At 44.4% G+C, this 12,107-nt stretch carries 14 protein-coding genes; 11 read left to right on the top strand and 3 right to left on the bottom strand.

The genetic code is table 11. The annotated features are described in order from the left end of the window. The first annotated feature begins 19 nt into the window (after positions 1 to 19). The gene (locus EE116_RS05795) at positions 20 to 685 is read left to right on the top strand and encodes a lipid-binding SYLF domain-containing protein (protein WP_122873624.1); all 666 of its coding nucleotides are present in this window, start codon (positions 20 to 22) and stop codon (positions 683 to 685) included. 29 nt (positions 686 to 714) lie between these two features. On the opposite strand, the gene EE116_RS05790 is transcribed toward EE116_RS05795, so the two are convergent. After that, entirely contained in the window at positions 715 to 924 is a 210-nt protein-coding gene (locus tag EE116_RS05790) for a hypothetical protein (protein ID WP_002945385.1), read from the bottom strand. Between the two features lie 160 nt (positions 925 to 1,084). On the opposite strand from EE116_RS05790, the gene EE116_RS05785 reads away from it, so the two are divergent. From EE116_RS05785 to modD, 10 genes are all read left to right on the top strand, one after another. Next, the gene (locus EE116_RS05785; protein WP_122873623.1) at positions 1,085 to 1,522 is read left to right on the top strand and encodes a Fur family transcriptional regulator; all 438 of its coding nucleotides are present in this window, start codon (positions 1,085 to 1,087) and stop codon (positions 1,520 to 1,522) included. 109 nt (positions 1,523 to 1,631) lie between these two features. After that, complete coding sequence (locus EE116_RS05780; protein ID WP_002946902.1) at positions 1,632 to 1,973, top strand: HMA2 domain-containing protein; 342 nt, start codon at positions 1,632 to 1,634, stop codon at positions 1,971 to 1,973. Then, positions 1,970 to 2,617, top strand: coding sequence for an aminotransferase (locus EE116_RS05775; RefSeq protein ID WP_122873622.1), 648 nt, complete (start codon positions 1,970 to 1,972; stop codon positions 2,615 to 2,617). Before EE116_RS05780 ends, EE116_RS05775 begins: the two co-directional genes overlap by 4 nt. Positions 2,618 to 2,639: 22 nt before the next feature. Then, positions 2,640 to 3,032, top strand: a complete 393-nt coding sequence (locus EE116_RS05770; RefSeq protein ID WP_122873621.1) for a hypothetical protein — start codon at positions 2,640 to 2,642, stop codon at positions 3,030 to 3,032. Between the two features lie 12 nt (positions 3,033 to 3,044). Further along, positions 3,045 to 3,350, top strand: coding sequence for a magnetosome protein MamC family protein (locus EE116_RS05765; protein ID WP_231679322.1), 306 nt, complete (start codon positions 3,045 to 3,047; stop codon positions 3,348 to 3,350). Next, positions 3,347 to 3,691 (top strand): hypothetical protein, encoded by a 345-nt coding sequence (locus tag EE116_RS05760; protein WP_002946910.1) that lies wholly within the window; start codon positions 3,347 to 3,349, stop codon positions 3,689 to 3,691. The genes EE116_RS05765 and EE116_RS05760 overlap by 4 nt, the downstream gene beginning before the upstream one ends. Further along, positions 3,675 to 5,750 carry a heavy metal translocating P-type ATPase gene (locus tag EE116_RS05755; RefSeq protein WP_122873620.1) on the top strand — a complete coding sequence of 692 codons (2,076 nt, stop codon included), beginning with the start codon at positions 3,675 to 3,677 and terminating at the stop codon, positions 5,748 to 5,750. The genes EE116_RS05760 and EE116_RS05755 overlap by 17 nt, the downstream gene beginning before the upstream one ends. Positions 5,751 to 5,791: 41 nt before the next feature. After that, complete coding sequence (locus EE116_RS05750; RefSeq protein WP_241091692.1) at positions 5,792 to 7,228, top strand: alanine/glycine:cation symporter family protein; 1,437 nt, start codon at positions 5,792 to 5,794, stop codon at positions 7,226 to 7,228. Further along, positions 7,225 to 7,509 (top strand): helicase, encoded by a 285-nt coding sequence (locus tag EE116_RS05745; protein ID WP_122873618.1) that lies wholly within the window; start codon positions 7,225 to 7,227, stop codon positions 7,507 to 7,509. The genes EE116_RS05750 and EE116_RS05745 overlap by 4 nt, the downstream gene beginning before the upstream one ends. Beyond that, entirely contained in the window at positions 7,493 to 8,335 is an 843-nt protein-coding gene (gene modD, locus EE116_RS05740; protein ID WP_122873617.1) for a ModD protein, read from the top strand. Before EE116_RS05745 ends, modD begins: the two co-directional genes overlap by 17 nt. A 319-nt stretch (positions 8,336 to 8,654) precedes the next feature. Here the strand turns inward: modD and EE116_RS05735 are convergent, their stop codons facing one another. Beyond that, complete coding sequence (locus EE116_RS05735) at positions 8,655 to 9,536, bottom strand: EamA/DMT transporter family protein (protein WP_122873616.1); 882 nt, start codon at positions 9,534 to 9,536, stop codon at positions 8,655 to 8,657. Between the two features lie 154 nt (positions 9,537 to 9,690). Further along, the gene (locus EE116_RS05730) at positions 9,691 to 11,955 is read right to left on the bottom strand and encodes a TonB-dependent receptor domain-containing protein (RefSeq protein WP_122873615.1); all 2,265 of its coding nucleotides are present in this window, start codon (positions 11,953 to 11,955) and stop codon (positions 9,691 to 9,693) included. Between the last annotated feature and the right edge of the window lie 152 nt (positions 11,956 to 12,107).

The following is a 12,107-nucleotide window of genomic DNA, read 5'->3' as shown; positions in this document are numbered from 1 at the left end:
TACGAAAAAGGAAACGAAAATGAAAAGATTTTTAAAGCTTGCCGCTTGCGCGCTTTTGCTCGGTCAGCTTGCTTATGCGGATTTTACGCAAAATCAAAAAGTACGAACTTCATTTGATATCTTAAATGATCTAGGCTCTAGAAAACTGCTAAATTTAAAGGATACCAGCGAAATAAGAGGCATCATGGTTATCCCTGAGGTAGTTAGCGGCGGTCTAGTGGTGACGACTCATACTGGAGACGGTATATTCGTCGGCAGAAATGATGAAAATGAATGGAGCAGTCCGATATTTATAAATTTTAAAGGCGGCGGCATAGGCCTGCAAGGCGGCTATAAATCAACCGACCTTGTTGTGCTTTTTAAATCAAGAAGGTCGTACGCAGGACTAATAAACGGCAAAGGTCAAATTGATCTTAGCGCCGATGCCGTAGTGTTAGCCGCCGGCGAAAAAGCTGGCATAATGAGCGACCTGCCTGAAATTACGGCCTGGGCTACGCTTAGAGGTAAAAGTAGAGGCCTTTTTGCAGGCGTTAGCATAAATACGTCTCTAGTCGTAGTCGACAAGCAGGCTACGTATGATTACTACGATAGAATGTACGATATGGAGGACATCTACAACAACTCTCCAAAAGATTCTAGATATACAAAAACGCTAAAGGAAGTATTGAATAAATATTTTAAATGATTAAGCAGAAAAACGGTTTGGCCTAGCGGCTAAACCGTATAAAGAGAGACGAATCTTTTTTTATTAATCGGCGAAAACTGAGTCATATACTCAAACGCCTCTTCATAATCTCCGTCGGTATATTTTGCGACCTCTTCGATAAGTTCGAAAAGCTCTTCATCGTCAAGCGATTCAAAATTGCCTCGGTTTTCCAAAACCTCTAGCAAAACCGCTTCAAGCTCTAGCTCGTCATACGTCATGGCTTCCCTTTTAAATTTTTTGCGGAATTATGCCAAAATAACCTTTATAACCGCTTAGTCAAAATCTCTATTTTTTGAGAATTGGTCTTAAATTTATCGCATTATCAGCTTTTTTTTACTATAATAAAAAGTAATTTTAATCGGCTGAAACGGTGGCAAAATGCACACTTTTGATAAATTTTATATGAAATTTTTAGAGCTTTTGCGGGATTACGGATATAAAAATTCCGCGGCAAAAGAGCAAATTTTAAAAATTTTATTTTCCAGCGACGAGCACCTTAGCGCGAGCGAAATACAAAATAAAATCAAGAGCGAATTTAGACGAAATGTGAGCCTCACGGCGATCTATCAGTTTTTAAATTTTTTGCAGGACTTCGGTTTCGTTTTAAGCTTTGAAGAGAACGGGATAAATAAATTCGAGCTAAATTTAAAGTCGCATCACGACCATCTAATCTGCATAAAATGCGGCGCGGCGGAGAGTTTTTTCGATAAATATATAGAAGAAAAACAAGATCAAATTTGTTTAAATTTGGGCTTTAAACTCGAAGGCCATGCGATGATTTTATACGGAATTTGTCCAAAGTGCCAAAACAAATAGCCTATTTTGCGCCTATTTATCAAAAATGATTTGATAACGATATGCAAAAAAGTTTCAGTTAAATTTAAGCGTAGCAAATAGATAATACGCCAAAAAATAAAGGAGAAACATGAGCGCAGCACCACATATACCATCGGAGTTAGTCTTACGCATAGCTTCGTATTTTACGCCGATCCACCACGTCGCAGGCCGCCTAAGAGTCCGCGTCAGCAGCGATATCAAAAAAGAAGCGGACAGCTTACCGTTAGAAAAAATAGATCAAACGATCAAGCAAATAGACGGCATAAAAAACGTTAAATTTAACAAGCTAATCGGCTCCGCAACGATCGAATACGACCACGAAATTTTCCCGAAAAAGATGTGGGACGATCTGCTAAAAGGCCAAAATTTACACGAAATCTCAGCCCTCATCAACAATCTAGCTCAAAAAGCTACCGGCGGCGCAAGATGAACGAGGAGCTAAAGCAAGCCGCAAATGCGGTGTTTTTACTAGAGTCGCAGGGGGTTAAATTTTACGAAAACGTCTGCAAAAAAGATGAAATTTTTGATCAAATTTTAGCGGTTAGACGAAGCGGACTGGAGCTTTTAAAATCCTACGCAGACCCTGCCGATCCGCAAGTTTTTTGCGCTTTAGCGTGCGAGGATCTTGACGCTTGCTTTATAAAAGCCCTAAACTACGAGCTTGAGCTAAACGCATTTTATGAAAATTTGACCGACAGCCTGAGCGATGAAAACTTTAAAGACGTCTGCTTTAGGCTCTGGGCTACGTCAAATAACGAATACATTCCGGCTCTCAAAGCAAAACTGGCTCAAATTTTAGCCGCGCAGTTTCAAGGCACAGGTGACACCAATCAAGAGGAACAAGTGCAAACGGCTCAAAATCCGAGCGAAAATATCTTAAACGCTTTTGATTCGGATGGCTTTAAACAAATCAGTCAAACGCTAGAGCGCATAGGCTCTGGACAAGGCAGCAAAGAGGACGCTATCGCGCTTTTAAACAATCCGAATTTTTCGTTTTTCGGCGGACTAGCGCTGGGCGGCCTAGCCAGTATGATGCTAAGTAAAAATTTAGACAAAAATAAAGATAAAGAATAAAATTCAACATAAAGGATAAAAAATGGCATTACCATTTATCGCAGGAGCAATCTTAGGAGGTTTAGCCGTCGCGGCTTTTAACAATAAAGACAAAATCAAATCAACCATTGAAACCGGACTAGATAAAGGCAAAGAATTTGCCGAAAACGCAAAAGAATTTGCCGAGAAAAAAATAGGCGAAGCAAAAGAGTACGCCGAGAAAAAATTTGCTAAAACAAGCGAAGAAAAAGCCGAAACAAAAAAACGTACAAGACGCACGAGCGCCGAAGTAGCAGCCGAAAAAGAGAGCGAAAAAACAAAATCTAAGAAAAAAAGCGCTCCAAGAGCTAAAAAAGCTCCGGCAAAAGCGGCTACACAAACCGAAATTTTAGCCGAAGATATCGCAAACGCGCTTGAACCGAATTTAGAAAAATAATAAAGGTATAGAATGAATTTAACATCAACAACCAGACTCCCAGTAGATCATATGATAAGCGGCGCGCTAATCGGCGCGATAGCAGCGGGCGGCGTAGAAATACTAAACTATAAAAAAGGCAAGGTCAGCAAGACGCAGGCCGTAGCTAAAACGACTAAAATCGCTATCCAAGGCGGTATCGTCACGGCGTGCGCTATCAGCGCATCAAACAAACTAGTCTCGGCGCGCTATCTTGCGGCTGCGGCAACCGTTGCCGTCGGTATCGCAGGCGTGGTTGCGACGGAGAAACTAATCAAAAATTTAGAGGAAAGTAAATGAAAAACCCATACATCAATCAAACTCAAACAGTAAATCAGCTAAACGACGACGGCAGCACGACGACTACGACGACTACGGTAAAGACTACCGGCGCGCCAAGCGCGTTTGACCGCGGCATAAACGACGCGCTAAAAGACTTTGTCCCGGCAAATTTTAACGCGGCAGGCTTTATAAAAGGTGCGCTCATAGGCGGCGTCGTGGCATACGTGCTAACAAACGAAAACGCGCAAAAAGCGCTATTTTCAGCTATCGCAAAGGGTTCAAATTTGCTTCAAGCAGGATTTGAAGAACTAAAAGAGCGATTTGAAGACGTAAAGGCCGAAATTGACTCCCAAAAATAACGTTCGCATCGCGCACCTGACTAAAAACCGCGTGCGCTTCGTCAGCGAACGCATCGGCGAGGACTGCGACGAGAGCCGCTTGGAGGCTCAAATTTCGGAGTTTAGGTACGCAAAAAGCGTCAGGGTAAACAAAAAAGCAAAAAGTATCATCGTCGGCTTTGAATCAAATTTAAACGAGATCAAAGAGTTCATCGAAAATTTGCCGATCGCAAATTTTAACAAGCGCAAAAATAGCCCGAGCAAGGCTGAGATTTATAAGGCGGCAACGGCTCTAGCCATCACGCCTCTTATAAATAACAACGGCGTAAAGGCTATGGCTAGTCTGATAGCCGCAGCTCCGCTGTTAAAAGAAGGCGCAAGCGAAGCCGTAAACGAAGGCATAACCTCAAAAGTACTCGAAGCCACCGCAGTGGGCGTGAGCTTAGCTAGGCGCGACTTTTTAGCGGCAAATAGCACAAATCTCATGCTAACCATCGGCGAATACATGGAAGAAAGCGCCGTACACCGCAGCGACGACCTCATCAAAGAGCTAGCCCGCCCAAACATCGAAGAAGTCTGGATCGAGATAAATGATCACGGTAAAAAATCTCTCAAAAAAATCCCGACCGTCGACATTAAAGTAGGCGACATCGTAGTCGTCGGCACAGGCGAGAGCATCGGCATCGACGGCTACATCGTGGAAGGCACCGCAAGCGTAAATCAAGTCTCGATGACGGGTGAGGCAGAACCCGTCAAAAAAGAGCGCGGCGACCGCGTGATGAGCGGAACCGTCGTCGAGGACGGACGTATAAAAATCTGGGCCGAGAGCATAGCCGCCGAGAGCGCGACTGCTAGGATAAAATCCTACATTCAAAGCTCGCTAAACGAAAAATCGGCCGTCGGACTAAAGGCCACGAAGCTAGCCGACAAACTAGTGCCTGTGACGTTAAGTCTAGCCGGCGTTTCGTATCTGCTTAGCCGCGATATGACGCGCGTAGCTAGCGTCTTGCAGGCGGACTACTCCTGCGCACTAAAGCTAGCCACACCCGTAGCATTTAAATCAAGCATCTCAAAAGCCGGCCGCAACGGCGTACTGATAAAGGGCGCCAAAGCTATCGAAGCGCTAGCGAGCGCCGATACTTTCGTCTTTGATAAAACGGGCACGCTAACGCACGGCAGCCTAAGCGTCGTCAAGGTTCACTCGTTTAAAAAAGAATTTACCGAGGCGCAGCTCTTAAATTTGACCGCAAGCGCAGAGGAGCACTACTTCCACCCGGTAGCCGAGGCTATCGTAAAGGCCGCTAGAGAGATAGGCTTTCATCACATTCACCACGACGAGGTCGAGTTTATCGTCGCTCACGGCGTAAAAACATACGTAGGCGGCAAAGAGGTCGTGATCGGCTCGCGGCATTTTTTAGAGGACGACGAGCAAATTTCATTTAGCAAACACGAAGAAATCATAAAAAGCGAAGTAGATAGCGGGCTCACGCTGCTTTACGTAGGCTACGACAAGGAGCTCTTAGGCGTCATCGCCATGCGCGACACCATGCGAGAAAACGCCGCGCAAACGCTAGCAAAGCTACGAAAACTCGGCGTAAAAGAGTTAATCATGCTAACGGGCGACGTGCAATCTAAAGCCGATCAGGTAGCAAGCGAGCTAGGTATCGATAGAGTCTATGCAAACTGCCTACCTACCGATAAAGCAGGCATTATCGAGCAGCTAAAAGCCGAAGGTAAAAAAGTAGCCTTCGTCGGAGACGGTATCAACGATGCGCCAAGCCTCACCAAGGCGCACGTAGGTATCAGCATGCAAAAGGGCGCCGATATCGCAAAAGCCACCGCCGACATCAGCCTACTAAAAGACGACATCGGCTCAGTCGCCGTTGCAAAAGACGTCGCAAATAAAACTATGAGGCTGATAAATACGAATTTTAACGCCACCGTCGGCATAAACTCGCTCATCTTAGCGGGCGCTACGTTTGGCCTTTTTAACCCTATCGCCACAGCCGTTTTACACAACGGCACGACGATCGGACTGCTGGCAAATTCGATGAAAGGCGTCAAGATAGGCGCGAAGTAAATTTGAAGGAATGACGGTTGATAGATAAAATTTTAAAATTTATGAACGACGAGATGTCGCTAGCCAACGACTTTTTATACGGCTATTTTTTGGTTATCGTGCTCGTTCTTACCGGTATTTATTTTAGCTATATTACTAGATTCGTGCAGTTTAGGATGTTTTTCGAGGCGTGCAAAGTCCTAGTCGAGAAAAAGGACAAATACAACAAGCACCACCTCACGCCTTTTCAAGCGCTTATGATCTCCACCGCCTCGCGCGTGGGCATCGGAAATATCGCCGGCATCTCCGCCGCTATCGTAGCTGGAGGACCTGGCGCGCTATTTTGGATGTGTTTGATGGCGTTTTTGGGCGCGGCTTCAGCATTTGCCGAGAGTACGCTAGCTCAAATTTACAAGACCAAAGACGTATTCGGCTTTAAGGGCGGCCCGGCATACTACATCAAAAACGGCCTAGGCATCAAGTGGATGGCAAGTCTTTTTGCCGTCATTCTCATCATCACGTACGCATACGGATTTAACGGCCTGCAAAGCTACACCATGACCTCCGCCTTTCAAATTTACTACGACCAAAGCGCGGGTGCTACGAGCTTTAGCGATAGCGGCCTACCCGTGGGTATCGGTATTATCCTAACAGCATTTGCGGCGGTGATGTTTTTTAGTAAGAGTCACGTCATCGGCAAGGTTAGCTCTTATATCGTGCCTTTTATGGCGCTTGCTTATATCTTGCTAGCCTTTATCGCGATATGCTTAAATTTAGACAAGCTCCCGTCCGTCTTTGATATGATTATAAAAAGCGCCTTTGATTTTAAGGCGATATTCGGCGGATTTGCCGGTAGCGTGATCGTCTACGGTATCAAGCGCGGACTGTTTTCAAACGAAGCGGGCATGGGTTCTGCGCCAAACGCAGCAGCCGCTGCCCACACTAGCCACCCCGTAAAGCAAGGACTCGTGCAGGCGATGGCGGTTTTTATAGATATGACGATCTGCGTGGCTTCCGGTATGATAGTGCTTTTCTCGCAGGCTTATATCACAAAGCAAACGGATGCCGGCGGCGAGCCGCTCACCGCTCTTCCTTTAGTTCAGGCTGCTATGCGCGAGTACTTCGGCGAGATAGGGCTACACTTTACGACGCTTGCGGTGGTACTTTTTGCTATCACGTCGCTGATCGGCAACTACTACTACGCACAGGCAAATATCAAATACCTCACCAAAAACCACAAAATCGCCATAGCCTTTAAGCTAACGGCGGTCGCGATGATATTTGTCGGAGCGCAGATGAACCTAACTATCTCCTGGAATATCGCCGATATCACGATGGCGGCGATGGCTACGATAAATATCGCTGCGATCTTTATGCTATCAAAAGTCATGATAAAAGCCCTAAAAGACTACGAATCGCAAAGAAAAGCGGGGCTAAATCCGGAATTTGACCCTGAAAGCATAGGCATCGCAAACACAACTTGCTGGAGAAAAAAATGAACATAAACGGACAACTTTTAAATTTACAAACCCATAGAAAAGTCGCAAAAATCGGCATGAGCGTCACTCTAGCCACAGTTTGCCTAACGGCGCTGGGACTTAAAGGCAGAAACAAAAGCCGCTGCGAGAAGCTACATACGATCGCAGGTATCGCATTCGTGGGCTTTTCGCTCTATCACGCGGGGCTTTACGAAAACGGCATCTTTAGAAATATGATCGTAAACGCAAATAAGAAAAACGCCGAGGCAAAAAGGCTAGCAAGCGATGATCAAGATAAGTGATGCAGAAATTTTAGCCTACATCGGCGAAGACCTGCCCTACTTTGATCTTACAACCTCGCTTCAAGGCATCCGTAAAAACGCCGTTTTAACCATACTGCCGCGCGAGGACGTGACGGTTAGCTGCGTAGACGTAGCGGCGGGTGTCGCGCGTTTGCTAGACTGCAAGGCACAAATTTGCGTCCCAAACTCCGCCGTCGTAGCCGCAAAAGAGCCGATCGTAAAAATCAGCGGCAGCTACGACGGCGTACACAAAGCCTGGAAGTTAGCGCAAATTTGCCTAGAGTACGCCTGCAAGATCGCCACCTACGCAAGAGCGATGAACGAGGCGGCAAAAAACGTAAATCCAAAATGCGAAATCCTAGCCACGCGCAAGAGTTTCCCGTTTGCTAAGAAATTTTGCCTAAAAGCCGTGCTTGAGGGCGGCTGCGGCATACATAGACTAAATTTGAGCGATAGCGTGCTGTTTTTTAAAAATCACATCAAGGCTTACGATTCGTATGATGAGTTTTTGGCTCAAATTTCAACCTTTAAAGCAAAAGCTCCCGAACGTAAAATCGCCGCCGAATGCGAAAATTTAGACGACTGCGAAGCGCTTTTAAGAGCGGGCACCGACGTCGTGCAGTGCGATAAATTTACGCTAGAAGCGGTAAAGCGAGCAGTAGACTTGCGAGATAAAATCGCTCCAAACGCAGCCCTAGTCGCAAGCGGCGGGATAAATCTAAAAAACGTCCGAGAATTTGCTAGCGCCGGCGCGGACGCACTCGTTACGTCAGCGATGTACACGCAAGGCATGGCCGACATTACCGCGGTTTTAGAGATAGTATAATTTGCAAATTTGACGGACTCTTTGGCGCGTCAAATTTGCGCTTGAGTTTAACGTATAGCTATCTCAAACTTTCTTATTTTCTACCCCCTTCCACAAAGGTTTCCTTGTATAGGTGATCTCATTTTATCGCGTGGTAAAATAGGCCACTAAACTACTGCTCAAACATAAGCATATAAGTTTAGCCAAAATAAATAAAGCGCTATGTATATTAATACTTTAAAACTCAATCTTAAAATACTTACCGCAAGCCAACCCAAAGCGGCAATGTTTTATCTCGCCGCTAGTTTTAAATTTTAGCTAAATTTGGCTTCAAATTTAGCTATTTTGCCTCTACGCTTGCTCGCTCATAGTGTGCGATGATTTTGTTGTGAATGAGTAGCGAGATATAAATCACAGTACCGCCTAGGCAGAGTCTTAGTATGTCCGCGTCTTTGTGCCAAAATACTAAATTTACGATGATGGCCGCAGGTATGAGAGCGTTATTCATGATAGCTAGAGTGCCGCTATCTACCTCGCATGCGCCTTTGTTCCATAAAAAGTATCCTAGACCGCTAGCTCCGATGCCTAGCCAAAGCAGTACTGCGCCTTGCGTGAGGTCGAGGTTGATTTTTTCAGGATTGCCAAACATAGCAAAGGCTATGCCCGTAACCGCCGCGGCCCCTACGAAAAAGTAGCCAAAAACCCCTCTTTGCTCGTTAAAATCGCGCTTTTCTAGCAAAAATTTATACGCACTCTGTCCGACGCCAAAGCATAAATTTGCCCCCTGCACGAGCAAAAATCCGTGCCAAAAGCCGCTATTTACGTTACCGTACTTGATGATGAGCGCGCCTAAAACCGCCGTGCCAACGCTAAACAGATACAGCAGCCTAAGCCTACCTGCGAGCACATCGTAAACCACGCTCACGTAAAACGGCGTAAATATCGTAAAGAGCGCGACCTCGGCGACGCTAAGGTAGGCAAACGAGTTGTAGTAAAAGATATACATCGCGCCGATCTGAATCGCGCCGATCGCGGCTACTTTGGCGTAGAGGGCGAGATTTTGCACGATAAAATCCTTAATCATAAAGGGCAAAAATACGCCAAGCGCTAGCGCTACGCGCGAAAATGCGGCGAAGTAGCTATCCACTCGCCCCGCCAAAAACTCGCCGATGAGGCTAAAACTAAACGCCCAAAGCACCGTAACAAAGATCAATTTTTTCACGTATTCTCCATTTTGAGCTAAATTTCGTCTGAAATAGTAGCAAAATAGGCTTAAATTTATATGCAGTCAAATTTAGCAAAAAAAGATTATGTAGGTCAATTTTAGAGCAGAAACCAAGAGCGCCGCTTTTATCGCGGCGACTCGGTCGTTAAATTTAATATCTATACTCAAAACTTCCCAGTATCGTCCTACCCCTGGCAGCATTGTTAAAGATAGTGATATCGTCGTTAAATACGTCGCTTGAGTAAGATGAGTTATAAGTATAAAGCGCATCCATGTAGTTTTTGTCGAATATGTTTTGCACTTCAAATTTAAAGGTTAAATTTTTAATCGGCTCGAAGGTGAGGTAAAAATCGAAAATAGTCGGGATTTTTGGCAGTTCTTGCGTATTGATAATCTTAAATCTCGGATCATTTTCGTCAAAAGCACCCCAGTTAAATTTAGGATTTATCCTTTTTGCCTTACCAGTAATTTTGGCTATAGAACCAATAACTAACTTTTCATTAAAAAGCCTAGTTCCAACGTCTATCGTAGCGTAATATTTCGGCAGTTCGCTAAACTGTGTAGTTCCACTAGCAGGTCCGTTCGTCCAGTCTAGCGCAAAACTATCTGAGGGCTGATAGGAGGATTTTTGACGAGTGTATGAGGCTTTGGCGTAAAATACGTCCATATCGTATAAAAACTCAAGCTCAAAGCCTTTTAAGGTGGCTTTGTCATTTAATCTAGCCAAAAACATCGTAACGTCGCCGCCAGCATTTGTGTAGCCGATTATCCTGTCGTAGATAAAATTTTTTATTTTAGTGTTATAGTAAACAGCTTTAAGCCCAAAAACGTCATCGTCTGAAAAAATACCGTGCTTGTGGCTATTAAAGCCGATCTGATAGGTTTTTGCCGTTTCTGGTTTTAGCCCGGTGTTTATATCTTCATAAACAGAGCCGGAAGAAAAAAGTTCCTGTACGTTTAGCGGCCTAGTCGTCCTTTCGTAGCTGATAAACGGCGAAAACAACTCGTCAATCTTGGCTGAAGCCATAAGAGAATAGTTTAAATCGGTATCTTTTCTTTTAAAGTCTCCGGCCTCTTGTGGAGAGCAGTAAGGATTCCCTGCTAAGCATTTGCCTTTTATACCGCTCGTTTTCCAATTTACGAGATTTAAATTTGCATCGAAGGTAAAAATGTCGTACTCAAGCGAATTATCTAAATAATAATTAAATATCTTTTGTTTACCGTTTGGTATAGGATACGCCGTTCTAAGCGTAGAGTACGCCTCGTCTCCCGTAATGCGTTTATATTCGTTATTTAGGGCATTTATGCCTAGTTTTGAGCTAAATTTAAGCTTATCTGTTATATCAAACAAAAAGGTATTGCTAAGATCAAAAACCAGAGAACTATTTTTAAATTTCATCCCTTTTTCAAGATCCGCCCACGCCAGTCTTGCTTTTTTATCGTAAATTTGTCTGATTTTATTATAAGATAAGAGCAAATTTATATCGATCAGGTCAGAATACGGATCAAAACGATAATCAAGCTGATAGTTGTCGCTGGTTATATCTCTTTTAGCTAGATAATTGCTATACCTCCTGTATGTCAAAATAGCTTTGTTTATCTCACTATCGTATTCCAGCTTAAAAAGATAGCTTTTAGGACGCTGCTCCAGCGAATCGGTATCTAACGCCGTAGGCAAATCAGGCATGCCGTCTCCGTCGATGTCTTTATCATTGTCTTTTATTTTGCCACCGCCGCCTATCTTATAGTCTTGCGAGATTTTTTTACCGCTATATCCAAAAAGTACGCCCAGGCTTTGTCCGCCGTCAAATTCTTTTTTTGCCGCGACACTACCCATATAGCTTGGCCCCACGCCGTTTGAGCCATAGCTATATCTACCTAAAAAGCCAAAAATGTGGTCGTCAGTTATAACGTCATTTATGCCTATGGTTCTAAAATTCGCACTTCCCATAAGTCCGTTTTGAGCACCGCTAAAACTTCCTCTCTCGATGTCTATACCTACTAGGAAATTTTGATCTATGAGTGCTCCAAAGGCTGAAGTGCCAATGTTGCCGGTAAAGTTATGAACCCCACCCGTATCGCTCGACGTACCGTAATAAGTCTGTGTAACTCCATCTATCATCGTGTTTACGCGCCCAAGCCCTGTAAGCCCGCGGATATTTACGGACACGCTGCCCTGGGATTGGTCTATTTGCGTGTAGCTGCCTGGCAAGCTTCTGACTACGGAGTCTATACTTTGATTTTCGCTTCTAATATCCTCTCGCGAACTAACGGCTCCAGGCGTCGAAAACGCCTTTTCGCTATTTTTGACCTCAGTAGCCGAGACTTCCAAGGTACTAAAATCGACGTCTTTTGCGTCAGCGCTCGCTAAACAAATAGCCAATATGCAAGCTATGTTAAATTTAAAACTATTCATAATGCTTCCTTCTAGATTATTTTTTATACGCGGACGTCAGGCGGCTTAAATTTGAAAGCGTCGATAACTTCTATGACTATATGGTAAGCCGTATCAAAATCATTATCTTATCATTTAAGAATTGTATCACCGCATATATAAATTTTTACTTA

Origin of the sequence: Campylobacter showae, assembly GCF_900573985.1 — a bacterium.
Taxonomy (GTDB): Bacteria; Campylobacterota; Campylobacteria; order Campylobacterales; family Campylobacteraceae; genus Campylobacter_A; species Campylobacter_A showae_E.
The sequence above is the reverse complement of the archived record's forward strand: the minus strand, read 5'-3'. Positions and strand labels throughout refer to the sequence as shown.

What these genes read in the sequence shown, in the direction of transcription:
- EE116_RS05795 (WP_122873624.1), top strand. Translation starts at nt 20, where the DNA reads ATGAAAAGATTTTTAAAGCTTGCCGCTTGCGCGCTTTTGCTCGGTCAG.
- EE116_RS05790 (WP_002945385.1), bottom strand. Translation starts at nt 924, where the DNA reads ATGACGTATGACGAGCTAGAGCTTGAAGCGGTTTTGCTAGAGGTTTTG.
- EE116_RS05785 (WP_122873623.1), top strand. Translation starts at nt 1,085, where the DNA reads ATGCACACTTTTGATAAATTTTATATGAAATTTTTAGAGCTTTTGCGG.
- EE116_RS05780 (WP_002946902.1), top strand. Translation starts at nt 1,632, where the DNA reads ATGAGCGCAGCACCACATATACCATCGGAGTTAGTCTTACGCATAGCT.
- EE116_RS05775 (WP_122873622.1), top strand. Translation starts at nt 1,970, where the DNA reads ATGAACGAGGAGCTAAAGCAAGCCGCAAATGCGGTGTTTTTACTAGAG.
- EE116_RS05770 (WP_122873621.1), top strand. Translation starts at nt 2,640, where the DNA reads ATGGCATTACCATTTATCGCAGGAGCAATCTTAGGAGGTTTAGCCGTC.
- EE116_RS05765 (WP_231679322.1), top strand. Translation starts at nt 3,045, where the DNA reads ATGAATTTAACATCAACAACCAGACTCCCAGTAGATCATATGATAAGC.
- EE116_RS05760 (WP_002946910.1), top strand. Translation starts at nt 3,347, where the DNA reads ATGAAAAACCCATACATCAATCAAACTCAAACAGTAAATCAGCTAAAC.
- EE116_RS05750 (WP_241091692.1), top strand. Translation starts at nt 5,792, where the DNA reads ATGAACGACGAGATGTCGCTAGCCAACGACTTTTTATACGGCTATTTT.
- EE116_RS05745 (WP_122873618.1), top strand. Translation starts at nt 7,225, where the DNA reads ATGAACATAAACGGACAACTTTTAAATTTACAAACCCATAGAAAAGTC.
- modD (WP_122873617.1), top strand. Translation starts at nt 7,493, where the DNA reads ATGATCAAGATAAGTGATGCAGAAATTTTAGCCTACATCGGCGAAGAC.
- EE116_RS05730 (WP_122873615.1), bottom strand. Translation starts at nt 11,955, where the DNA reads ATGAATAGTTTTAAATTTAACATAGCTTGCATATTGGCTATTTGTTTA.